This is a genomic window from Chloroflexia bacterium SDU3-3 (assembly GCA_009268125.1).
Taxonomy (GTDB): domain Bacteria; phylum Chloroflexota; class Chloroflexia; order Chloroflexales; family Roseiflexaceae; genus SDU3-3.
The window spans coordinates 136,372-160,184 of sequence record WBOU01000009.1; the positions used below are offsets into that span (position 1 = coordinate 136,372).

Annotated in this window: 13 protein-coding genes (1 of these 13 running past the window's edge); 7 read left to right on the top strand and 6 right to left on the bottom strand. The window is 67.3% G+C overall.

The genetic code is table 11. The features are described 5' to 3' along the window. The first annotated feature begins 44 nt into the window (after positions 1-44). On the top strand, positions 45-329 hold the full coding sequence (locus tag F8S13_16240) for a hypothetical protein (GenBank protein KAB8142088.1): 285 nt from the start codon (positions 45-47) through the stop codon (positions 327-329). A gap of 595 nt (positions 330-924) precedes the next feature. Here F8S13_16240 and F8S13_16245 read toward each other — a convergent pair. Next, positions 925-1,863, bottom strand: coding sequence for an AraC family transcriptional regulator (locus tag F8S13_16245; protein ID KAB8142089.1), 939 nt, complete (start codon positions 1,861-1,863; stop codon positions 925-927). Positions 1,864-2,087: 224 nt separating this feature from the next. On the opposite strand from F8S13_16245, the gene F8S13_16250 reads away from it, so the two are divergent. Then, positions 2,088-2,936 carry an SDR family NAD(P)-dependent oxidoreductase gene (locus F8S13_16250; GenBank protein KAB8142090.1) on the top strand — a complete coding sequence of 283 codons (849 nt, stop codon included), beginning with the start codon at positions 2,088-2,090 and terminating at the stop codon, positions 2,934-2,936. Positions 2,937-3,110: 174 nt separating this feature from the next. Next, entirely contained in the window at positions 3,111-3,413 is a 303-nt protein-coding gene (locus F8S13_16255) for a hypothetical protein (GenBank protein ID KAB8142091.1), read from the top strand. Positions 3,414-3,423: 10 nt separating this feature from the next. On the opposite strand, the gene acnA is transcribed toward F8S13_16255, so the two are convergent. Further along, positions 3,424-6,207: an aconitate hydratase AcnA gene (gene acnA / locus F8S13_16260; GenBank protein ID KAB8142092.1), complete on the bottom strand. Its 2,784-nt coding sequence runs from the start codon at positions 6,205-6,207 to the stop codon at positions 3,424-3,426. Positions 6,208-6,388: 181 nt separating this feature from the next. Between acnA and F8S13_16265 the strand changes: the two genes are divergently transcribed. The 3 genes from F8S13_16265 to F8S13_16275 are packed head-to-tail and all read left to right on the top strand — an operon-like array spanning position 6,389 to position 9,378. Next, entirely contained in the window at positions 6,389-6,904 is a 516-nt protein-coding gene (locus F8S13_16265; GenBank protein ID KAB8142093.1) for a hypothetical protein, read from the top strand. Between the two features lie 16 nt (positions 6,905-6,920). Continuing rightward, the gene (locus tag F8S13_16270; GenBank protein ID KAB8142094.1) at positions 6,921-7,901 is read left to right on the top strand and encodes an ABC transporter ATP-binding protein; all 981 of its coding nucleotides are present in this window, start codon (positions 6,921-6,923) and stop codon (positions 7,899-7,901) included. Beyond that, the gene (locus F8S13_16275) at positions 7,894-9,378 is read left to right on the top strand and encodes an ABC transporter permease subunit (protein ID KAB8142095.1); all 1,485 of its coding nucleotides are present in this window, start codon (positions 7,894-7,896) and stop codon (positions 9,376-9,378) included. The genes F8S13_16270 and F8S13_16275 overlap by 8 nt, the downstream gene beginning before the upstream one ends. Before the next feature lie 345 nt (positions 9,379-9,723). On the opposite strand, the gene typA is transcribed toward F8S13_16275, so the two are convergent. Then, positions 9,724-11,559 (bottom strand): translational GTPase TypA, encoded by a 1,836-nt coding sequence (typA, locus tag F8S13_16280; GenBank protein KAB8142096.1) that lies wholly within the window; start codon positions 11,557-11,559, stop codon positions 9,724-9,726. A 339-nt stretch (positions 11,560-11,898) separates the two neighbouring features. Between typA and F8S13_16285 the strand changes: the two genes are divergently transcribed. After that, positions 11,899-12,747, top strand: a complete 849-nt coding sequence (locus tag F8S13_16285; protein ID KAB8142097.1) for a hypothetical protein — start codon at positions 11,899-11,901, stop codon at positions 12,745-12,747. A gap of 69 nt (positions 12,748-12,816) precedes the next feature. On the opposite strand, the gene F8S13_16290 is transcribed toward F8S13_16285, so the two are convergent. The 3 genes from F8S13_16290 to F8S13_16300 all read right to left on the bottom strand — a co-directional run. Continuing rightward, a complete protein-coding gene (locus tag F8S13_16290; GenBank protein KAB8142098.1) occupies positions 12,817-15,336 on the bottom strand; it encodes a hypothetical protein in 2,520 nt (839 codons plus the stop codon). A gap of 7 nt (positions 15,337-15,343) precedes the next feature. Beyond that, complete coding sequence (locus tag F8S13_16295; GenBank protein KAB8142099.1) at positions 15,344-23,371, bottom strand: hypothetical protein; 8,028 nt, start codon at positions 23,369-23,371, stop codon at positions 15,344-15,346. A 100-nt stretch (positions 23,372-23,471) separates the two neighbouring features. After that, positions 23,472-23,813, bottom strand: the 3' portion of a protein-coding gene (locus tag F8S13_16300) for a hypothetical protein (protein ID KAB8142100.1). Its footprint extends 354 nt past the window's final position; 342 of the gene's 696 nt are visible here — the last part of the coding sequence; its start codon lies off the right edge, out of view — the gene reads right to left on this strand; its stop codon occupies positions 23,472-23,474.

Here is a 23,813-nt window from a genome sequence, read left to right on the forward strand (position 1 = left end):
ACATACCGCACACGTCGCACAGCGATGGGAAAGGAGCCAGCATCATGACCGAGCGCCAGACAATTGAGGAGAAGGCCGACCGCGCCGCCGAGCAGATCGCCGACGTGGAGCTGGATACCGACAACAAGGAGCCGATCCGCCCCGAGCTGGTGGACGACGTGGCCTACCCCGACCCCAACGAGCCGCGCCCCGAGACGGCGGGCACCACGCTGCTGATGATCATCGGCGGGGTCTTCCTGGTGATGATCATCGTGATGGTCAGCGCATTTATCTACTTCCAGGATTTCTGGGAAGGGCCGACCAGCGCTATCCTGCCGCTGCTGGGGTAGCGGTACAAAGCGAGACACGCAACGGCCACCGCCAGCAGGCGGTGGCCGTTGCGTGTGATCATCTACGCCTCTTGCGACGCATAAGCGCCGCAGAAGATCCCGCTCTTCAAACTCTATCTTGATTGCGCTGGTATACTCGAAATCAAGCCTATGATAACCCCAGGTTACTGCAATATTAGACATCTACCGTATACCAGACACAATAGCCGATTCAGACATATTCGACCCTCTCATACTGCCAACGCGAGATATGCTTATTGGAAATCTAGATATGGCAGGGTATAAAAGCCTCAATCGCCTCTGGGACTACACGAATGTTCCAGCCATACGGTTCTTTGATGATACAAGGTTAAAAAGCGATCAGGGCGTATCATGCTCAATAACTGCCAAGAGTGTCAGCGAGAAATCGAGCGATCTGGCAATGTCGGCAATGGATCATACAAAAACTTCACGGCTCTTCTTGATCAAGCCATAAAGCATGGCAATCGCCGACTAGTATCTGCTGATAGAGCAGTACACACATCCCCCCGAACACACGCGCTGCAGAAGAACGGTTCTTCTGCGGCGCGTATTGTTATGGCAAGCACACCCCGGCCTACGCGGCCTCGCCCAGCGACACCTCGCGCAGGCGCAGCACATCGCGTATGGGCGGTGCGCCGAACAGCCGCTTGTACTCGCGGTTGAAGTGCGACACATCTTCATAGCCCACGCGGTAGGCCGCGCTAGTGGCATCCAGATCCTCGCCCAGCATCAGGCGGCGGGCCTCCTGCAGGCGCAGGCGCTTCTGGAACTGGAGCGGGCTCATGGCCGTCACCGCCTTGAAGTGGTGATGAAAGCCCGAGATGCTCATGCCTAGGCGCTGGGCGATAGCATCTATCCGCAGCGGCTGGGCGTACTCCTGCCGCAGAATATCGACCGCCTGGGCGATCCGGTGGGCCGAGCCGTTCAGCAAGGCCATATGGCCGAGCCGCTGGCCCTGCTCGCCCAGCAGCAGGCGGTAGATGATCTCGCGCAGGGCCAGCGGCAGCAGCACGGCGGTCTCGGCAGGCCGATCGATCAGGCGCACCAGACGCAGCGTGGGGTCGAGCAGCCCCATGTCAAGCGCGCTGACATGCAGGGCGGTGGCGGCGCGCTGGGCATCGGCGTCGCCGCAGATTGCAGGCAGCATCTCGCCCACCAGCACCGGCGAGAGATCGATGCGGATGCTTAGGTAGGGCTGCTCGGGCGAGGCGGTCAGCACGCGGCTGGCCACCGGCAGATCGATCGTCGAGAGCAGGTAGTGCGCTGGATCGTAGCGGTAGAGATCATGACCCACCATCAGCTCTTTGCTGCCCTGCGCAATCACGCAGAAGGCCAGCGCCGAGTCGCCATGGGCGTACTCGGTGGTTGCCGAGGTGCGGTAGAGAAACACACCCGGCAGTGGGTTACGCTCCCCATCCTCGGGTATCAGCGCCAGCAGCCGCTCGATCAGCTCCTCGCGGCTATCCAGCATCCAGCGCTCCTCGCGCGAAAGCTCCATGTTACGTTCTAGCATTGCGGCATCTCTTGCAGGATTATTCAAACTTCGTCGATTTTTATTCTATACCATACCTAGCGGTCGCGCCTATACTACGCTCGCAGGCAGAAGTAATTCACCACAGCAACACACAAAAAAACAGCGTAGCCACCCAGGTGTTGTGCAGCCACAAGGAATGGCTGCGGCCATGCTGTGCTGCCTGTGCAGGATTCGCCAAATACAGCACGTAGGAGCAGAAAACGATGAGCGACCAAAAGGTATGGTTTATCACTGGGGCCACGCGCGGGATCGGCGCCGAGATCGCACGCGTTGTATTGGAAGCCGGGCACCAGGTGGTGGCCACAGGCCGCAGCCCCGAGGCCGTGGCCAAGACGCTGGGCCAGCACGAAAATCTGCTGATCGCCAAGCTGGATGTGACCAGCGACGAGCAGGCCCGCGCGGCGGTTCAGGCAGCAGTCGAGCGCTTTGGGCGGATCGATGTGCTGGTGAACAACGCGGGCTACGGCCAGCTGGGCTGGTTTGAGAATGTCTCGGACGCCCAGATCCACCGCCAGTTTGAGACCAATGTGTTTGGGGCCATGAGCCTCACCCGCCTTGCGCTGCCGATCATGCGCCAGCAGCGCTCGGGCTATGTCTTCACCATCAGCTCCATCGGCGGTCTCAGCTCGTCGGCGGGCGCGACGATCTACTGCGCATCGAAGTTTGCGGTCGAAGGCTGGATGGAAGGGTTGGCGCAGGAGGTATCGCCGCTGGGCATCCGCACCACCATCATCGAGCCAGGCTACTTCCGCAGCGATTTCCTTGATACCTCGTCGGTCGCCTACGGCGAGCACAAGATCGAGGACTACGCCGAGGCCGACCAGCAGGCGCAGGCCTCCTTTGGCTCGATGAACCACCAGCAGCACGGCGACCCCGCCAAGCTCGGCAAGATCATGATCCAGTTCACCGAGATGGAAAACCCGCCGCTGCGCTTCCTGGCTGGCTCCGATGCGGTCCAGCTCGCAAAAGAGAAGGTCGAGGCGCTGCGTCAGGGCATCGAGCAATGGCGGGAGCAATCGGCATCGACCGACGGACTTGAGCGCGAGGCGTAGATCTTCTGAGCTGGCCCAGCCAGGGTGTCGTATGCGGGCGGGCCTCGCGCCCGCCCGCGATGGGGCCATCGCCCGATGTCTCGCTAGGCCCGTAGGTATGGCATATATCGATGCATCTTGTGTGAGCGCTGTAGCAGGCTTTCATCAAGGCATATGCACGGCTTGCAAGAAGCTATGCCGACCTTGCAAGAGCCTATTCGCATCCTGCATGAGCCTATGCACCCGCTGCAAGAACCTATTTGCACCCTGCAAGAAGCTATTCGTACCCTGCAAGAAGCTATTCACACCCTGCAAGAGCCTATTCACACCCTGCAAGAAGCTATTCGCACCCTGCAAGAAGCTATTCGCACCCTGCAAGAAGCTATCTGCGCTCTCCCTAGCGTTCGCCACCTGTTGCGACAGCGTCGGCATTTCTGCACAAACACAAACACGCCGCCGGAGGAAGTGTTCCTCCGGCGGCGTGTGCCTATCTGCTAGCAGCGAGGGCCTAGCTGGGGCTACCCGCAAGCTGGCGCAGCACATAGTGCAGGATGCCGCCGTTGCGGTAGTAGTCCAGCTCCACGGTCGAGTCGATGCGGGCCAGCGCGGTGAAGGTCAGCTCGCTGCCATCCTCGCGCACGGCGCGCACCGTGAGGTGCTGGCGCGGCGTGAGCGACTCGATGCCGTCGATGGTGAACAGCTCGCGCCCGGTCAGGCCCAGCTCCTCCCAGCCCTCGCCCTGGGCGAACTCCAGCGGCAGCACGCCCATGCCCACCAGGTTGGAGCGGTGAATGCGCTCGAAGCTCTCGGCAATCACAGCGCGCACGCCCAGCAGGAAGGTGCCCTTGGCCGCCCAGTCGCGCGAGGAGCCGGTGCCGTACTCCTTGCCGGCAAGCACCACCAGCGGGATGCCCTCCTCCTGATACTTCATGGCCGCATCGTAGATCGAGAGCTGCTCGGCATCGGGCAGGTGGACGGTGTAGCCGCCCTCCACGCCGGGCACCATGGCGTTGCGCAGGCGGATGTTGGCAAAGGTGCCGCGCATCATCACATCGTGGCTGCCGCGCCGCGCGCCGTAGGAGTTGAAATCTTTGGGCGCAACGCCGTTGGCGACCAGATAGCGCGCCGCCGGGCTGTCCTTGGCGATGCTGCCAGCGGGCGAGATGTGGTCGGTTGTCACACTGTCGCCCAGCAGAGCCAGCGCGCGGGCGCTGTGGATGGATCGCAGCGGCGGCACCTCGCTGGTCATGCCTGCGAAGTAGGGCGGGTTCTGGATGTAGGTCGAGTCGTTGCTCCAGGTGTAGATATCGCCGGTGGGGTTGGGCAGCGCCTGCCACTCCTCGTTGCCGTCGAAGGCGTTGGCGTACTGCGACTTGAACAGATCGGCGCTGATCGCGGTGGCGATCGCCTCGCTGACCTCCTGCTCGGTCGGCCAAATGTCGGCCAGGTAGACCGGCTGGCCTGCGGCATCCTGGCCCAGCGGCTCGTAGTCCAGGTCGATATCGACCGTGCCCGCGATGGCGAAGGCCACCACCAGGGGCGGCGAGGCCAGGTAGTTGGCGCGCACCACCGGGTTGATGCGGCCCTCGAAGTTGCGGTTGCCCGAGAGCACCGCCGAGACCACCAGGTTGTTCTCCTTCACCGCCGCCGCCACCTCATCGGCCACCGGGCCGGAGTTACCTATGCAGGTGGTGCAGCCGTAGCCGACCACGCCGAAACCCAGGTCTTCGAGGAAGGGCAGCAGCTCGGCATTGCGCAGATACTCTGTCACCACGCGCGAGCCGGGTGCGAGGCTGGTCTTCACATATGCCGGGACAGTGAGGCCACGGGCCACGGCCTTCTTGGCCAGCAGACCGGCGGCCATCATCACCGAGGGGTTGGATGTGTTGGTGCAGGATGTGATCGCGGCGATCACGGTCGCGCCGTGGGCCAGGGTGGTGCTGCGCCCGCCCAGGGTCAGCGCGGTGGCGCTCTCGTGGTAGAGGTCGGCGCGGGTGGCGACCGGCGCGGCGTCGCCAGCGGGCGCGTCGCCCAGCCAGCCGAGGTAGGCGGCATCGGGCGCGGCGGGTGCCAGCTCACGGCCAAAGGTGCCCTTCATCGCGCCCCAGAACGACTGCTTCAGGCCGGTGAGCGCCACGCGATCCTGCGGGCGGCGGGGGCCTGCCACGCTCGGCTCCACATCGGCCAGATCCAGCTCCAGCAGGCTGTTGAATACCGGCTCGGCGGTGCTGTCGTCGCGCCAGAGGCCCTGGAGCTTAGCGTAGGACTCGACCAGCGGGGCCACGTCCTCGCGGCCCGTGCCGCGCAGGTAGCGCAGGGTCTCCTCGTCCACGGGGAAGAAGCCACAGGTCGCGCCGTACTCGGGGGCCATATTGGCGATCGTCGCACGGTCGGCGAGGCCCAGGCTACTAAGGCCAGCGCCGCAGAACTCGACGAATTTGCCCACCACACCAGCCTTGCGCAGCATCTCGGTGACAGCCAGCACTAGGTCGGTGGCGGTCGCGCCGGGGCGCAGCTTGCCGGTCAGGCGCACACCCACCACGGGCGGGGTGAGCATGGCCAGGGGCTGGCCCAGCAGCACGGCCTCGGCCTCGATACCGCCGACGCCCCAGCCCAGCACGCCTAGTCCGTTCACCATGGTGGTGTGCGAGTCGGTGCCCACAAGGGTGTCGGGCATGGCCACCAGCTCGCCGTCAATCTCGCGCGACCAGACCACGCGGGAGATGTACTCCAGGTTCACCTGATGGCAGATGCCGGTGCCGGGCGGCACCACGCGGAAGTTGTCGAAGGCCTGCTGGCCCCAGCGCAGGAACTCGTAGCGCTCGCGGTTGCGCTCGAACTCGTAGGCGATGTTCAGCTTCAGCGCGTCGGGCGCGCCGAACACATCCACCTGCACCGAGTGGTCGATCACCAGGTCGGCGGGCGAGAGCGGGTTGATCTTCTTGGGGTCGCCGCCCAGCTTGGCCACGGCGTCGCGCATCGCGGCCAGGTCGACCACGGCGGGCACGCCGGTGAAATCCTGCAGCAGCACACGTGCGGGCTTGAAGGCCACCTCGCGCTGGCCCGCGCCCTCGGGCGCCCACTTGGCCAGGGCCTCTACATCGGCCACCTCGGTGCTGCCATCGCCCACGTTGCGCAGCAGCGACTCAAGCACCACCTTCACCGAAAAAGGCGTGCGCGAGAGATCTGCGCCCACCTTCGCGGCCAGCCGGTCGAGCCGATAGACGACGTAGTCCTGCCCGCCGACACTGAGCGTGTCGCGTGCGCCAAACGGGTCCGATCGCTCTGTCATTGAACGAACCTTTCTCTCATATGTATGAAGTATCAGGCTATGATAGGGATCGCTGCTTCCATTATACTCTGCGCCGTCGTATCATTCAAAATGATGACCAAATAGTTTCTATAGAAAACTTCTATTGCAATGGCACACAGGTTGCTCTTGTAGGCGGCGGAAGGGAACGTGGAGGAGGAATATGGGCAGGTTCATCCGGCGGCTGCCCGCGCCGCAGCCATGGGTCACCTACGCGCTGCTGGGCATGGTGGTGCTCTCGCTGCTGCTGCACATGCTCACATGGCTGGCGATCAGCCGCGCGCGGGCGGTGGCGAGGGCCGAGGTAGAGGCGCTGGCGGCACAGGTGGCGCAGGCACAGGGCGGCAGCATCACAGCCAGCGTGCGCGTGGCGCAGCAGGTTCCGGTGGCGGCCAGCATCCCCGTGCGCCAGAGCATGACGGTGCCGGTGGACACCACCGTGCGCATCGACGACAGTGTGACGGTGCCGGTGGGCGGGCTAGAGCTTCCGGTACCCATCCGCGCCAACATCCCCATCCACACCGATGTCCCCATCAGCATCAGCGAGACCATGGAAATCAGCACCACCGTCAGCCTCGACCAGGAGCTGCCGATCAGCGTGGGCGTGGCGGGCACGCCCATGCAGGGCTACCTTGAGCAGCTAGAGATGCGGCTGCGCGCCCTGGCCGAGCAGCTGTGAGCAGAGAAGTGAGCACATGCAGCAATCACGACCCAACATCATCGAGCTACGCGACGTAGACCGCTCGTTCGGCGGCAACACCGGCGTGTTCGACATCACCATCCAGGTGCCCCAGGGCAGCATCTTCGGCATGATCGGGCCATCGGGGTGCGGCAAGACCACCACCACACGGCTGATGGTGGGGCTGTACGAGCCGGAGCGCGGCAGCGTGCGCGTGCTGGGGCAGGAGCCTCGGCGCTTCAGCAGCCGCGCGCGCGAGCAGCTGGGCTACATGCCCCAGCAGTTCGTGCTCTACCCCAACCTGACGGTGGAGGAAAACCTGCGCTTCGTGGCCTCGCTCTACGGCGTGGGCATGCGCCAGCGCAAGAAGCGTATCGACGAGCTGCTGGAGTTCGTAGAGCTGAGCGACGCGCGCCGCCGCCTGTGCAGCCAGCTCTCGGGCGGCATGAAGCGCAGGCTTGAGCTGGCCGGGTCGCTCATCCACGAGCCAAAGCTGCTGTTCGCCGACGAGCCGACCGCAGGCATCGACCCGGTGCTGCGCGGCAAGTTCTGGGATGCCTTCCGCAACCTGCGCGACCAGGGCCGCACGCTGTTCGTGACCACGCAGTACGTGGGCGAGGCCGCCTACTGCGACCTAGTGGGCGTGATGCGCGAGGGGCGGCTGCTGTTCATCGACACGCCCGAGGGGCTACGGCGGCGCGCGCTGGGTGGCGAGATCATCCAGTTCACGGTGGGGCCGGACCAGGCCCGCGTGGCGGCGCGCATCCTCTACGAGCACCCGCTGGTGAAGGACGTGCGGCTCTCGCGCGGCGAGCCGGGGCGGCTGCAGGCCTATGTCGAGGAAGCATCGACCGCGCTGCCCGTGCTCATCCCGCTGTTCGAGGGCCAGCCGAACATCCAGCTGCAGCAGGCCGAGGAGTTCCGCCCGCCGTTCGACGACGTGTTTATCATGCTGATGGAGCGGATCGACCAGCAGGAGGAGAAGCGCCATGTTTAAGGGGATCACGCGGCTGCTGGCGTTCTTCGGCAAAGAGGTCAGCGAGATCCGCCGCCAGCCCAAGCTGGTGCTGAGCCTGATCTTCGGCCCGTTCCTCATCCTGCTGCTGTTCGGCATCGGCTACCAGGGCGACCAGCCGCTGCTAAAGACCGCGCTGGTGGTGCCGCCCGAGCTGGAGAACACGCCCACGCTCGACCAGATGAAGCAGGCCATCCAGGCCAACTTCCAGATCGTGAGCACCAGTACCGACCGCGAGGCGGCCATGGCCCAGCTCCAGCGCGGCGAGGTCGAGGTGGTAGAGATCATCCCTGCGGGGATCGAGCAGACGGTGATGGCGGGCAAGCAGGCCCAGGTCGACTTCAAGTACAACGAGATCAACCCGCTGACCGAGCAGTGGGTGCAGTACCTAGGCTACGCGCAGGTGACCGAGCTGAACAAGACCATCCTGCGCACCGAGGCCGAGCGCGCCAAGCAGGAGACCGGCGGCGCGAGCGCCGAGCTAGCCGACGCCAAGCAGCAGCTCGACCAACTGCACGATGGCGCATCCAGCGCCGACCCGCAGCAGGTAGCGGCCTCGGCCAGCCGCCTGAACGCGGCGCTGGGCGCGGTGGCCGCCAGCCCGGCGCTGGCCAGCCAGGTGGCCGCAGGCGACGCGGCCAGCGGCCAGCAGCAGATCGCCCAGCTGCGCGAGGATCTGACCGCGATCGAGCAGGCCGCCAACAGTGGCTCGCTGGCCGCCCAGCAGGAGCGGATCGAGCGCGCCCGCCAGCGCATCGCCGCGCTGCAGCAGGCCAGCGACGCCTTCCGCGCCATGCCATCCGAGGTGATCGTCTCGCCCATGCAGCAGACCTACGAGAACATCTACGGCACGCCGCCCGACTTTATGACCTACTACGCGCCCGGGGTGCTGGCGCTGATCGTGCAGCACATCGCGGTGACGCTGGGCGCGCTGTCGCTGGTGCGCGAGCGGCTGCTGGGCGCGATCGAGTTCTACGGCGTCGCGCCGGTGTCGCTGACCCAGGTGCTGGCGGGCAAGTACCTGGCCTACACGCTGTTCATCGGCATCATCATCGGGGTGCTGGTAGCGCTGATGCTGGCCATCGGCGTGCCGCTGCGCGGCGATGTGGCGCTGTTCGCGGGGGTGGCGGCGCTGTTCGTGCTGGCGGGGCTGGGCGTGGGCTTCGGCATCTCGGCGATCTCTTCGACCGACAGCCAGGCGGTGCAGCTCTCCATGCTGGTGCTGCTGCTCTCGATCTTCTTCAGCGGCTTCTTCCTGCCGCTGGAGAACTTCAGCGCCTACGTGCGCCCGGTGGGCTGGGTCATCCCGCTGACCTACGGCATCCAGAGCTTCCAAGATCTGATGCTGCGCGGGCAGTCGCCCGGCCAGACAACATGGGCGGCGCTGGCGGCGATCGCGGTCGTGACGTTCGTGGTGGTGCAGGTGGTGTGGCGACAGCAGTTCCGCCGCATCGCGTAGCGGGGCGTGGTTCCGTCGCTTTAAGATACAAAGCGGTAGGAGAATCAGCGTAGGCTGGGGATAAACGCCTGCGGCAGCAAGGAATACGATCTTTTTGCCACATCGCTATGTCGTGGCGGAGCCACGACATAGCGATGTGGCACGAGAATAGAGAGCGCAAGGTCATATCAAACAGCATATGCCGCAGCGCATGAAAACGTAATCGCCACATCAAACAAAAAAGCAGAGAGGAAGACCGCGCGGATCTTCCTCTCTGCTTTTTCGCCGCCCAAGAATCTTGGTGTTTTGGAGTCTTGGTGGTAAACCGGTCTCTTATGTCGTCTTCGTGGTGAAGAGCGATATCGCCTAGCTCTGGCCGACCAGGGCCATCTCGCGGCGCTTCTGGTCGCGGCGGCGCTCGTCCATCGTCAGGATCTTCTTGCGGATGCGGAAGCCCTTGGGGGTGACCTCCACCAGCTCGTCGTCGCTGATGTAGTCGATGGCGTCGTCGAGCGACATCACGCGGGGCGTCTCAAGGCGCAGGGCCTCATCCGCGCCCGAGGAGCGCATGTTGGTCAGGTGCTTCTTCTTGCACACGTTGACCTCCAGGTCCTTCTCGCGGATGTGCTGGCCGATCACCATGCCCTCGTAGACATCCACGCCCGAGCCGATAAACAGCTGGCCGCGATCCTGGGCATTGTGCAGGCCGAAGGTCGACGTGACGCCGCTCTCGGAGGCGATCAGGCTGCCGTAGGCACGGGTGCTGATCTCGCCCTGCAGCGGCTCGTAGCCCATGAAGATGGTGTTCATCAGGCCCTCGCCGCGGGTGGCGGTGAGCAGAGTCTGGCGGAAGCCCAGCAGGCCACGGGTGGGCACGTGAAACACCAGGTGCACTGTGCCGTCGTCGCGGTAGCTCATGTCGCGCATCTGGCCGCGGCGCTGGCCCAGCAGCTCGATCACCGCGCCCTGATACTGCTCGGAGACCTCGATCTCGACCTGCTCGATCGGCTCCAGCTTGTGGCCGTTCTCCTCGTGGAAGATCACCTCGGGGCGGGAGACCTGGAACTCGTAGCCCTCGCGGCGCATCGTCTCGGTGAGGATGGTCAGGTGCAGCTCGCCGCGCCCGCTCACCGCGAAGGCGTCCGCCGCATCGGTATCCTCGACGCGCAGCGCCACGTCGCGGTCCAGCTCAAGATAGAGCCTATCGCGCAGCTTGCGGGAGGTGACGTGGGTGCCCTCGCGGCCCGCGAAGGGCGAGTTGTTGACCGAGAAGGTCATACGCACCGTCGGCTCCTCGACGCGGATGGTGGGCAGAGCCTCGGGGTTGGCGGCGTCGGCGATAGTGTCGCCGATCTGGGCGTCGATGCCGGCCAGGGCCACGATATCGCCCGCGACCACCTCATCGACCTCCTGGCGCTCCAGACCCTTGAAGGTGAAGAGCTGGTTCACGCGGGATGACGTCTGCACGCCCTCGCGGTCGATGCGCACCACCGGCTGGGCCTTGACCAGCGTGCCGCGCGCCACGCGCCCGATCAGCATGCGGCCCTTGAACGAGTCGTAGCCGGTGGTGGTCACCAGCATCTGCGCGGGGGCCTCGGCGTCGACCTCGGGGGCGGGGATCTCGGAGAGGATGGCGTCGAACAGCGGCTCCAGCGTCTCATTCAGGCGCGTCGGGTCGGTGCTGGCCTTGCCCGCGATCGCGCTGGCGTAGATCGTGGTGAACTCGGCCTGCTCATCATTCGCGCCAAGATCCACGAACAGCCCGAACGTCTCGTTCACCACGTGGTTGGGGCGCGAGTTTGCGCGGTCAATCTTGTTGACCACCACGATCACCTTGTGCCCGGCCTGCAGCGCCTTGCGCAGCACAAAGCGGGTCTGCGGCATGGGGCCATCCACCGCGTCCACCAGCAGCAGCACGCCATCCACCATGTTCATCACGCGCTCGACCTCGCCGCCGAAATCGGCGTGGCCGGGGGTGTCGAGGATGTTGATCTTCACATCCTTGTAGATCACGGCGGTATTCTTGGCCATGATGGTGATACCGCGCTCGCGCTCCAGGTCGTTGGAGTCCATCACGCGCTCGGCCACCTGCTGGTTGTCGCGGAAGATGTGGCTCTGGCGAAGCATTGCATCAACCAGGGTTGTCTTGCCGTGGTCAACGTGGGCGATGATCGCAATGTTTCGGATATTGTCTCGTTTCATAGATCTTTGGCGCTCGATCCTCGTTTTTACTGTCTGCCGACACAAAATACCTCGACCGCAAGGGCCGAGGCGTCGATACCTTCACAAGCTGCATGCATTGTAGCACAGCGGGGCCTTTCACGCCAATCAATGCGCTGTCGCCGGGCACCGTCTCAGCGGCCTGCTGGTGCCAAACCGAATGGGCGAGGATGAGGTTTCTCATCTTAACCCCATGCCTAGGTTGACACGCACGATTGCCGCTCGCAGAAGCCTAACAGGACTAACGGCGTATTTGCGAGGGCAGATCGGCCCCGATATAATGAGAAGCAGTCCTCTCGAACGAAAGAGCCTGGAACACCTATGACAGACCTCACTTCCGACCTGGCGCAGCTGCTGCGCGAGGGGCAGGCGGCGATCACCGCCGGCGACATGATGACGGCGCGCGACCGCTTCCGCCGCGCCACCGAGCTTGCGCCGGGCAGCGCCGAGGCCTGGGTGGGCCTCAGCGCGGCGGTGCCGATGCTGATGGAGAAGAAGCAGTATCTTGAGCAGGCGCTGGCGATCGCCCCCGAGCATGTCGACGCGCGCAGCAGCCTGGAATATGTGCAGAAGCTGATGGCCGACGGCATGCAGCTGGCCCCCTCGCGGCGGCGCGAGGAGCAGGTGGCCAGCGGCAACAGCTCGCCGCTGCTCTCCTCGGCCAGCGCCGCGCCGCAGGGCGAGGCCGCGCTGCACTGCTACCGCCACCCCGACCGCGAGACCGGGCTGCTGTGCACCAACTGCGGCAGGCCGATCTGCTCGGCGTGCGCCAGGCCAGCGGCGGTGGGCCAGCTGTGCCCCGAGTGCATCAAGGAGCGCCGCCCCGTCAACTACAAGGTTTCGGCGAAGGACATTATCCTGGGATTCGTGGTGGCGCTGATCGCCTCGGCGATCGTGTCGGCGCTGCTCAGCATCATTCCGATCGGCGGCTGGATCGGCTGGATCTTGCTGCTGATGGTGGGGCCGGGCATCGCCGAGCTGATCGTGCGGATCGTGGACTGGGTGACCCACGCCAAGCGCGGCAGGGCCATGCAGATCACGGTCGGCGCGGCGATCGTGCTGGCCACGCTGCCGGTGATCGCGCTGGGGGTGATCTTCGATGCGGCCCCCATCACGCTGCTGCTGTACATGATCCTGGCGGTCGTGACCACATCGGCGCGGCTGCGCTAGCACCCCCCACAACAAAAAGACGATGCGCGGGCCTGCGCCCGCGCGTCGTCTTTTTTGCCCGCAAACTGCCTAGCGGCTGATCTGGTAGATCACCACCTGATCCTGCTGGAACACCGGCGAGCCGAGCTGGGCAAACTTATCGAGGCCAGCCGGATCGTAGCGACTGCGCTCCAGATCACCCACATAGACGTAGGCCACGGCGTACTTCTTCAGCAGGCCGCGCACCACCTCCAGGTCGGTGCTGGCGTAGATCGTCTCGACCTCGGCCTGGCGGGTGCCCAGCTGGCCCAGCGCCTCGGGGTCGCCCGCACGCCACTGGCTCTCGTGCCCCGACCAGCCGAGCACGGTGGCCAGCCCGGTGCTGGCCGAGATGCCCGAGCCGCCCGGGCCGTTGCCATCGTACGAGCTGCCCACCGCCTCTAGCACCACCGCCTCGCCGGGGGCGTTGTCGCGCAGCCACTGGATGCTGGCCTCGCCTGCGGGCGTCTGCTGGCGCGGGGTCTTGCCCGCCAGCCCATTGGGGCTGGCCGCCTGCTCGGTCAGGGCCTTCACCACGGTGAAGCGCGGGTAGACCAGCGCCCCCGCGAGCAGGGCCAGGGTGAGGGCCAGCGCCGCGCCCGCCCCGATGCGGAAGGCCAGCAGCCACGGGCGGCGGGCGGCCAGCGCCTGGCCGAGATCGCGCCAGCGCGCGGCCAGCCACCACAGCGCGAAGCCCGCCAGCGTACCCCAGATCAGCCAGACCTGGTAGTAGAACTTGAAGATCGTGTTCATACGGGTGTTGCCGCCCTCGAACACATCGCGGATGTAGATGATGTCGGTGCCCAGGCAGATGAACGAGCCAAGCGACAGGCCCAGCAGCAGGAAGGCCAGCGCTGGCTCATCGGGGGCGCGCAGGGCCAGCCAGAGCGCGTAGACACCCAGCGGCAGCAGGAAGAGGTAGGGGAAGCCCACCAGCGCGCCCAGCGGCACCATGGCCAGCACCACCCACGGCATCGCCTCCAGCGCCTGCGAGCGGCGCTCGGCCTGCCAGAGCCGCAGGCCCTGGGCCGCCACCACGGCCAGCAGCGGCACGAGGAACAGCCCGAAGATGATCAGCAGGGTGTGCAGCGGCGTCTTGGGGGCCAGCAGGCCCACGGTCTTGGTGATGGTGGCCAGCACCGGCACATCCACCAGCGGCTCCTTGCTGCCCACCAGCGACTTGATCGTCATCGAGAAGGGCGCGAACAGCAGCAGCGAGGCCATGCCCACCAGCAGCAGGTGCTGGGCCAGCAGCGCCCACATGACCATGGGCTTCTCGCCCTCGGCGGGGCGGCCCAGGCGCAGGTGCAGCGCCAGCGCCGCAGCGGCGTAGAGCAGCAGGTAGGTGGGAAAATCCCAGCTGTTGATCGCGTAGAGGCTGCCCAGGATGACGCCGATGCCCACCAGCTCGGCCCAGCCGCGCCAGGTGCGCACGAACACTGGCGCAGCCGGGCGGGCAAGGGTGGCCAGCGCCAGCGCCAGCGCCAGCACGCTGAAGGGCAGCGACATCACATGCGGGTGCATGTCGCCCAGCCAGAACGAGAAGGCCGGGAACTCGGTGATCGAGTAGAACTTCTGCTGGCTGCCCGGCTCGCGGCTCTTGTCCCACAGCGCGCGCGAGGGGTTCCACCAGTTGAAGTCTTTGGCGGTGTCGGCGGGCTGGATCTCGGTGGTCAGCGCGCCATCCGACTCCACCGGCTCCAGCAGGGTCAGCGGCGCGCGCGGGCCGAGGCCGTTCTGCACCGCCCGCCACATGTCGGCCCCGCCCAGCATCAGCACGTTGGGCGTGCCCGCCATCACCTGCAGCGCGCCGCCCTGGTTGCCGCACAGCAGCACAAAGACCACGCTGAGTATGGCGGCGGCCCCGGCCAGCGCGGCGCGGCCCACGCGGGCACGGGCGTGGGCGGGCTGGGCGCGGCCACGGCTGGCCAGCAGCACCAGGTTCACCACCACGCCCGCCACGCCCAGCGCGGTAAGCGCGAACAGCAGCGCCATGGAGAGGTTGAAGGCCACACCGGGGTCGAGGTTGGCCAGCAGCGCCACCGAGGCCATCAGCAGATAGCCCAGGTAGTAGTAGTTGATGGTGTAGCCCGACAGCCACGGGTCGTGAGGCGGGAACAGCCCCGAGCGCTGGATGGCGTTAAAGAAGGCGAAGTCCATCGGGCGCTCGGTGCCCCACGGGTCGGGCATGCGCGCGCGGATGAGCGCCATCAGCACCAGCGCCGCCGCGAACAGCAGCTCGTAGCCCAGGGCCAGCCGCCAGCCGGGGAACAGCTGGGCCAGCCAGCCGCGCAGATCGCGCGGGGCGGGCTGGTCGCGGCGGGTCAGCTGCATGCCCACGCCCAGGCCCAGCACGGCCAGGGAGCAGAACAGCAGCAGTCCCGAGTTGAACGGGGCCAGACCGATCATGGCCAGCAGCCAGGCCAGGTAGCCCGCAATCAGCAGGCCGAAGGCGCGGGCGAAGGGGTAGCCGCCATCGGGAAGCGAGCGGAACAGGTAGGCCGACAGCGGTAGCCCGACCAGGCCGAAGAACGTACTGACCAGCCACCAGATAAAGATTTGTCCTGCCATAGCGATATTACTGCACCTTCTTCAAGCCAGCCCGCGCCCGCTCGGCCAGATCGCCGGAAGGGGCCAGGTCGAGGTAGCGCTGGTAGGCGTCCCTGGCCTGGTCGCGCTTGTCCTGGCGGGCGTAGAGTTCACCCAGGAAGTAGTTGGGGTCGGCCAGGGTCGCATCCAGCCGCGTGGCCTCCAGCAGGGCCGACTCGGCGGCCTCCAGGCGGCCCATGTCCAGCAGCTCGCGGCCCAGCTTGTTGTAGTTGCCCGCCTCGGGCTTGGCCTGCGCAGCCATGGTGTAGGCCGCCACCGCCTCATCCTGGTGCCCCGAGTCGCGCAGCGTGTCGCCCCACATGTGGTGCAGCGGCACATCGCCGGGGCTGGCCTGGGCCGCCGCGCCCAGCACCCGCGCCGCGTCATCCAGCCGCCCCAGGCTGCGGTAGCGCTCGCCCAGGTTGTAGGCCGCCGATGCCGAGGTGGGGTCGGCCTGGTTCTGGGACTCTAGCTCGGCCAGGGTGGGCTTGCCGGGCGGGTTGGCAATCGCCTCCAGGTCCACCGGCGCGACCGTGGGCTGCGGCTGGGCCTCCTGCGGCGAGGCGGAGATCACATCGCCGGGGTTGGCCGGGGTAGATGGCAGGCCGAAGATGCCCGCATCGACCTTGTAGATCGTCACCGTGTTGTTGCGGTAGACCTGGGTCAGATACGATCCGGCCAGCTGGCCAAATTTCGCCATGCCCGCCTCGCCGTAGTAGAGCCGCTCGATCTGACCCACATAGACATAGCCGACCTTGTACTTCGAGAGGAAGCGCAGCGCCTGGTCGATGCTGGTGGTGCTGTAGAAGCCGCCCACATCGGCGTCGCGCGCGCCCACCAGCCCGCCATCGCGCTGCTCGCCCTCGTGGGCCGGGCCGACCACGGTGGGCAGGCCGGTGTTGGCCGCCACCCGCACCCCGTACGATCGGTAGAACTCCAGGCTGGCCTGCAGCACCACCGGCGTGCCGCGGATGCTGCCGCCCTCGTTCAGCCAGCGGATGGCTTCGGCGTCATCTTTCAGGCTGATCACGTTGCCGTTCCACTCGAAGATGCCCTCATCCATGAAGGCCAGGCCATCGAGCGTCGGCCTAGGCGTGACCGGGAAGCGGTAGGCCACCCGGCTGGGGATGCCGAACAGCGGGTAGACCAGCGCCAGCAGCGCCAGCAGCGTGATCACGCTGGGGAACAGAATATCGGCAATGCGCAGGCGGAAGTAGAGCAGCAGCGGCAGCAGCAGCGCGCAGAACACGGCGGAGTAGGCCAGCTGGATCAGCGGCCAGGCCGCCGCCCCGCCCGGCAGCGGCGCGCCGCTGGGCAGCACCGCGCTGCCCACGGCGATCAGCAGCGTGGCCGCGCCGCCCAGCACCATGGCCACACTCACCCGCAGCGGCAGCTGGCGCAGCCAGCGCATCAGCGCGGGCAGCAGCGCCGCCGAGGCCACCGCGAACAGCGACCAGATCTGCATGCCAAACTTGAACACCGTATTCATGCGGTACCAGTCGCCGGGGTTGGCCGGGTCGCCCGCCAGATGGTCGCGGATGTAGACCAGCTCGACCCCCAGCGACACCGCGAAGCCCAGCGCCGCCAGCAGCAGCGCGAACCACACCGCCGTGGAGAGCCGCCGCCGCGTGAGCAGCCCGGCGAAGCCCAGCATGGCCGCGCCCAGCGCCAGCTTCAGCGCCAGATCGCTCTGGGAGAGCACGGCGGCGGCCAGCACGCCCGCGCCAGCCAGCGCCGAGAGCGCCAGCGGCACCAGGCCCTTCCACAGCTCGGCGTTGGGCGGCGCGCCCAGCCCGCGCACCCGCGCCGCGTAGCGCCGCGCCAGGGTGGCCTGGGCCGCGCGGCCCAGCCCGGCGAACAGCGCGGGCAGCAGCACCGCCAAGAACAGGCCGTAGATCGCCGCGTAGGAGGCGGGCGGCGTGCCCGCGCGCACCACCAGACCCACGCCGCCCACCATGGCCTGGTAGTTCTGGAAGAACGGCAGGTACAGCAGCAGCGCCGCCAGCGCCAGCGCCAGCGCGCCCAGGCCCGCCAGCGCCATCCGCCGCACCAGCGCCCAGCCCCAGGCCCGGCGGTCGAGCCAGGCCGCGCCCGCCAGCGCGCCAGCCGCCAGCAGCGCGTAGGTCGGGAAGTCCCACGAGTTGGTCACGGCCTGCGCGCCCAGCGTCAGCGCCAGCAGCGCCGCAGCGCCGCCCAGCCGCAGCCGCCGCTCCTCGCTGCCCTGGTCGCGCCACTGCAGGAAGGAGAGCGACAGCGCCATGGCCAGCAGCGCGATCGGCAGCGCGATCAGGTGCGGGTGCAGGTCGGCGAACAGGAAGCTCCACAGCGGGAACTCATTGATGGTGTAGGGGATCACGCGGCTGGGGCCGACGAACCAGTCATCCAGGTGGATGCCGAAGTTCGGCAGCCCGCGCTGGAAGGCGTCGGCCACCGCCGCGAGGCCCTTGGAGGAGGCCCCCGGCACCACGATCACCGAGGTTAGGTTGCTGGCCACGCTGGTGAACAGCGCGCCCAGCAGGCCATAGCGCGCCCGCCCAGTCAGCTGGCGCACCAGGGTGAACGCGCCCAGCACGTGCAGCGCGAACAGCGTGGCGATCGCCAGGTTGAAGCCGACCGCCGGGGCAATGCCGGTGGCCTTGATCGGCAGCGACACTAGGTAGAGGCCGTAGTAGTAGTAGTTGATCGTGCCGTCGCTATAGAATGGGTTGTAGGGCGGCATCACCGGGCTGCGCAGAATGGCGTTCAGGTAGCCAAACTCGAACGGCTTCTCGCCGCCCCAGATCGGCTGCCACAGGTCGGGGTTCAGCGCACGGATGGCCGCCATCGCCGCGAAGGCTGCCAGGAACAGCCCCCCGGCCCACGTGGCCTCGCGCCGATGGGCGCGCAGGTGCTGGCCCAGCCATGCCAGCCCAGCCTGCGGCGACCAGCCGCCCATAGCGATCTTGCCCAGCGCGGCCAGCGCTGCGGCGTCCGCCGCCAGCACCAGTAGCGCGCCCAGCAGCATGCCCAGGCGGTTGTACTGCCACAGCCCGGCGCTCACCGGCAGCCACACGGCCCAGGCCAGCGCCAGCAGGCCCACCAGCGGCGCAAGGCCCAGGCCGCCATCGCGCCAGCGCCCGAACACCAGGACGCTCAGCGGCAGACCGAGCGCGGCCAGCGCGGCCCAGGCCAGCAGCCACAGCAGCACCGCCGCAGGCTGCGACTTGGCCAGCGCGTTCCAGGCATACTCGCTCACCGCCGGAAGCTCGTTCACCGGCTGGGTCAGCATGGCATCCTTGCGCGATGTGCTGGGCGGCGCGTTCACCTGCAGCGTGGTGGTCAGCTCCACCGGCGTCTGCGGGTTCAGCACGCGGTAGATATGCGTGCTGCCCTGGCTGTAGACCTGCGCCAGGTCGCCCGCCGCCACCATCCGCTCGAACTTGGCGAGGCCCACAGTGTCGTACAGGGCCTGCTCCAACTGGCCGTAGTAGACAAACTCCACGCCATAGCTGCGCAGCAGGTTCAGCGTGGCCACCTCGCTGGGGTCAGTGTAGAGCTGCTGGATCAGCGCCTTGCGGCTGTTCAGCGCCGTACCGGCCTGGGCCACGCTGCGCTGCTGGGTCTCGTGCCAGGGCCAGCCCAGCAGGGTGGGCAGGCCGGTGTAGATCGACACGCGCCCAGCCCAGCGGTAGCCCTCGGCCTGAGCCTCCAGCACGATCGGCGTGCCGCTGATGTTTCGGCGCATCCAGTCCAGCGCCGCCGCATCCTCTTGGAAGGTGAAGTCCTGGCCGTTCTCGCTCCAGTGCGCCTTGGGCGAGGCCATGTAGGCGATGCCATCCAGCGTCGGCGCAATGCTGTCGTCGAAGCGGTCGGCCAGCCGCGCGGGCGTGGCCGTGAGCGGGTAGGCCATGCCCAGCAGCACCGCCAGCGCCGCCGCCGCCCGCCCGAGCCAGCCCAGCGCCAGCCGCGCGGGCTGAGCGCGCCCGGCGCGCAGCTCGGCGAGCTGGCGCGGCACACGCTTCCACAGGCTTACAAAGCTGAAGGCGGCGGGCAGCGCAAACAGCACCCAGCTCTGCATCCCCAGCTTGAACACCGTGTTCATGCGCCCGATATCGCCCTTGGCCACAATCATCTCGCTCGCAAAGCACAGGGCCAGCGCCGTGCTGAACCACACCCCCGGCATGATCGCCGCGAAGCTGGCCGCAGGCTCGCCCTCATCCCGCGCGCGGAACAGCAGATCGAGCACCAGGCCCACCGCCGCGCCCAGCGGCAGCACCACCAGCAGGAGCACCGGCAGATTCAGCGCCACCACCGCCGCCACGTAGGCCAGAGCGGCCAGCGCGCCCGCGCCCAGCGCCAGCGCAGGGGCCTTGCGCCGCCGCTGGTAGTAGGCCAGCGCGCCGCCCAGCATCAGCAGCAGCCAGATGCCGTGCAGCTTCACGAACTCCAGCGCGCCGGTGCGGGGGCCGCTGTAGGGCTGGAAGCCCGCGTAGTCGGTGGCGAAATGCTGGTGGAAGGGCAGGAACAGCAGCCGCGCCAGCACCGCCAGGGCCAGCGCCAGCGCGCCCCACAGCAGCAGCTCGCGCAGCAGCGCCGCGCCGCGCTGCCAGCGCCGCCAGCCGGCCAGGCCCAGCGTCAGCACGCCCAGCCCCAGGTAGGTCGGGTAGTCCCAGGTGTTGGTGGCCGAGAGCGCGCCCACCGCCAGGGCCAGCCCCACCAGAGGGAACAGCAGCAGCGCCACACTGCCCAGCGTGGGCTGGGGCGGGCGGAACCGCCAGCTGTGCCGGAACGGGCTGGCGTCGGCGTTACGTAGCAGGGCCACCATCAGGCCCAGCGCGGCCAGCGCGAACACCAGCGCGATCATATGGGCGTGCAGGTCGCCGAACAGGAAGGTGAAGAAGGGGAACTCGTTGATCGTGCTGTCGCCCTCGCCGGTGCGCTGGTGGATGGCGATCGAGACCACCCGCGTGGCATCCCAGAACGCCCACTCCCTGCGGCCTCGGCAGTCCTGCTGGGCGGCGTAGCTGCTCTTCGCCAGGCACTCCTCCGAGAGCGTGGTGTCGGCCTTGTCCGCCGTACCGGGCAGCATCCAGGCCGCCTGAGTCAGCGGGCCGAAGCAGACCACAAACAGCGCCGCCACCAGCCCGGTGACGATCGGCCCGGCCTCGCGGCGCGGCGGGCGCGCGGGGTTGGGCACCGTGCGCGGGCGGGCCAGCAGGTTGTAGGCCACGCCGAACGCGCCCAGCGCGGTGAGCGCAAACACGGTGGGGATGGCCAGGTTGTAGGCCACCGTGGGCGCGACGCCGGTGAGGTGCACCAGCGCGCCCACAAACACGAAGCCGAAGTAGTAGTAGTTGATGTAGCCGCCCGCGAACCACGGGTCGTAGGGCGGGAAGGCCGCGCTCTTCAGCGTGGCGGTCAGGAAGGCCAGATCCATCGGCTTCTCGCCGCCGCGCGCGTCGTGCCACAGGTCGGGGTTGATCGCCCGCAGCACCAGGAAGCCGAAGAAGGCCACTAGGAACAGCGCCTCCGCCGAGATCAGCGCGGTGCGCCGCTCGCGCGCGAAATCCAGCAGCGGCCTGCGGCTGAACCAGCCCACCAGCGCGCCGGGGATGATCAGCAGCAGCGCGCAGAACCACAGCGAGCTGGGCGAGAACGACATCAGCGGCCTGCCGTCATCCGCGCCCAGGCTGGCCAGCATCCAGGCCAGCCAGGCCACGCCCAGCAGGCCCAGGGTTTTGGAAAGCGCGAAGCCCCGGTCGGGCAGGTTGGGCAGCGCGTGGAACAGCAGCGCGAAAGCCGCCAGCCCCAGCAGCTCCAGCACCACCAGCCACACCAGCCAGGGCAGCGCGTTGCCCAGCCACGAGGGCACCAGCGAGACATCGAAGCTGCGGTAGGCGCCCCACTGCGCGTCGGTCAGCCGCAGCGCGGTGGGCACGCGGTGCGCCACCAGCGAGCCGACTTTGTACACCTCATCCCACACCGCGCCCCTGGTGATCAGCTGCTCGGCGTGGGCGCGCGAGTAGGCCGGGGTTTTCTTGAAGATCAGCACGCGCGGGTGGTCGTAGACGCTAAACGCCTCCTCGGCCAGCACCGGCGTGGGGATCTCGATGCCAAACAGCGTGGGGTAGGAATGCACGTCGGCCACCAGCTCGAAGCCCAGCTCGCCCGAGAACAGCGAGCTGTAGTAGCGCATCAGGTAGGGGTAGCGCATCGGCTGGCGCTTGGTGGAGTCGTACACGCGGTTGGAGCTGAGCACAATGTAGTCCAGCTGATCCAGCTGGTCGAGCAGGCCCGGCTGCACCGCGCCCTGCCCGTTGGTGGAGGTAAAGTACTTGCTCTGCTCATCCTCCAGGTAGGGCTTCATGGAGATGACGTTGTACTGCATGGACGACTGGCCATCCAGCGTCAGCGGCAGCCCGTCATCCCACTCCTCGGCGCTGATCGTCGAGCCAGCCGGGATGTTCTGGAAGATCCAGCGCGAGGCCGCGATCCGCGAGTGCGGGCGGGTGTAGATCCGCGTGAAGGCGTAGGCCCACAGCAGGGTGCCCACCGCCACCAGCACCAGCGCGCCATGGGCCAGGTAGGGCCACCAGCGCCGCGCGCCCGCGCCGCGCAGCGCCGGGCCAGCCTTGGCCACCAGCGCCCACAGCCCCCAGGCCGCAAACACCGACAGCAGGCCATACATCGATGAGTAGTAGCGCATGGTCGGGCCGAACAGGCCGCCCTGCCATGCGAAGTAGAACGCCACCCACACCCAGGGCACCAGGTGCGCCAGCCGCCCGCGCCGCACCAGCCGCCAGCCCGCCGCCGCCCAGCCCAGCCAGGCCGCCACGCCCAGCGGCAGGCCCATGCCCCACAGCACAATGTTCTGCAGCGCGAACAGATAGGGCACCCGGCCCGCCCACTGCACGCTGGGCGGCGAGTCGGCCTCGCCGCTCACCGAGGCGCTGATGCGCTGCATGTTCTCCACAAAGCGCGGCTCCAGCCGCAGGTCGAGGAAGTTGGTGCCCACAAAGGCATCGGGCTGGAACATGCGGAACGACAGCACTGAGACAACCCCGGCCAGCGCCAGCATGCCCAGCAGCTCAATCGTCTTGCGCAGCGAGATAGACCGGCGCGCATCGAAGACCAGCGTGTCGCCGCGCCACGGCTGGGTGGTGCCCCACAGCTGCACCGCCACCGCCGCCACGCCCACCAGCCCCAGCGCCGCCATCGTCACGCGGCAGGCCATGGCCAGCCCGATGCTCACGCCCAGCATGGCGAAGCTGCCCCAGCGCCCGCCCTGCGCGCTGCGCACGCCCCAGTAGATCGTCAGCAGCACAAAGAAGGCGGTGGCCGCATCCACCGTGAAGAAGTGCGAGAGTTGGATGGGCAGCGCCGCGCAGGCCAGAAACAGCGCCGCCAGCAGGCCCACCCGCCGCCGGTACAGCCGCGCCCCGATCAGGAAGGCCAGCACGATCGACCCCAGGTCGAACAGCGTAGACCACACGCGCCCCACCATGTAGATATGGTAGAACTCGGTCATGTCCTCGCCCTTGGGGTTCAGCAGTAGCTGCAGCGGCAGCAGCTTGGGCACGCCCAGGTCGTTGTTGGCGATCCTGCCCTCGGCGTCGCCCACGCTGGTGTCGGTGCAGGGCCGCCCCACGCGCACCCCAGGGTCGATGTTGTCGGGCGGGGTGATGCAGGGCTGAAGCGTGCTGTTGGGGGTCAGCATCACCGCCGTGTACTGCGTCACCAGCTGCGGCAGCAGGCCGTAGACATACCAGGTGCTCTTCTGGTAGTTGCGCGGGTTCAGCGGGTTGCGCTTCGAGTCAAGGTACTCGGCCAGATCCTTGGGCACCTGCAGCGTCGAGGCCACATCCGAAAAAAAGCGCTCGTCGGGGTGCAGGCGAAAGGATGGCTCATCCCATGAGAGCAGGCTCTGGCTGCGGAAAAAAGCTCCCAGCAGCAGGATGGCGAGCAGCGCTAGGCGAACCAGCCAGCGGCGTACAGCGGCGTGCGAGACATCGTCGTGGGGCGTATCGTTGATGATCATAGCGGCCTATTGGGCATTCGAGCGGCGGTCTCCCGTGCGCGGCGGTGCGGTGCCACGCGTTCGCCGCCATTATAGACAGGTTCTTTACCTTCGTCCAGTTTTATCGCTGTTCACATTTAGGCCAGCACAGACAGCCAGAACCCGCTTCCTTGCCCTGGCAAAATACCGATGGCCAGTAGTACCATCCTGCGCCCATCCAGCAGCTAGGAACCAGACGACCACGGTAGCGCGCCAGACGACCACGGTAGCGCGCCAGACGACCACGGTAGTGCGCCAGACGACCACGGTAGCGCGCCAGACGACCACGGTAGCGCGCCAGACGACCACGGTAGCGCGCCAGACGACCACGGTAGCGCGCCAGACGACCACGGTAGCGCGCCAGACGACCACGGTAGCGCGCCAGACGACCACGGTAGCGCGCCAGACGACCACGGTAGCGCGC

Excerpts from the sequence above, each read along its gene's own strand:
- F8S13_16295 (KAB8142099.1), bottom strand. The coding sequence starts at position 23,371 with ATGATCATCAACGATACGCCCCACGACGATGTCTCGCACGCCGCTGTA.
- F8S13_16265 (KAB8142093.1), top strand. The coding sequence starts at position 6,389 with ATGGGCAGGTTCATCCGGCGGCTGCCCGCGCCGCAGCCATGGGTCACC.
- typA (KAB8142096.1), bottom strand. The coding sequence starts at position 11,559 with ATGAAACGAGACAATATCCGAAACATTGCGATCATCGCCCACGTTGAC.
- F8S13_16240 (KAB8142088.1), top strand. The coding sequence starts at position 45 with ATGACCGAGCGCCAGACAATTGAGGAGAAGGCCGACCGCGCCGCCGAG.
- F8S13_16270 (KAB8142094.1), top strand. The coding sequence starts at position 6,921 with ATGCAGCAATCACGACCCAACATCATCGAGCTACGCGACGTAGACCGC.
- F8S13_16250 (KAB8142090.1), top strand. The coding sequence starts at position 2,088 with ATGAGCGACCAAAAGGTATGGTTTATCACTGGGGCCACGCGCGGGATC.
- F8S13_16285 (KAB8142097.1), top strand. The coding sequence starts at position 11,899 with ATGACAGACCTCACTTCCGACCTGGCGCAGCTGCTGCGCGAGGGGCAG.
- acnA (KAB8142092.1), bottom strand. The coding sequence starts at position 6,207 with ATGACAGAGCGATCGGACCCGTTTGGCGCACGCGACACGCTCAGTGTC.
- F8S13_16275 (KAB8142095.1), top strand. The coding sequence starts at position 7,894 with ATGTTTAAGGGGATCACGCGGCTGCTGGCGTTCTTCGGCAAAGAGGTC.
- F8S13_16255 (KAB8142091.1), top strand. The coding sequence starts at position 3,111 with ATGCCGACCTTGCAAGAGCCTATTCGCATCCTGCATGAGCCTATGCAC.
- F8S13_16290 (KAB8142098.1), bottom strand. The coding sequence starts at position 15,336 with ATGGCAGGACAAATCTTTATCTGGTGGCTGGTCAGTACGTTCTTCGGC.
- F8S13_16245 (KAB8142089.1), bottom strand. The coding sequence starts at position 1,863 with ATGCTAGAACGTAACATGGAGCTTTCGCGCGAGGAGCGCTGGATGCTG.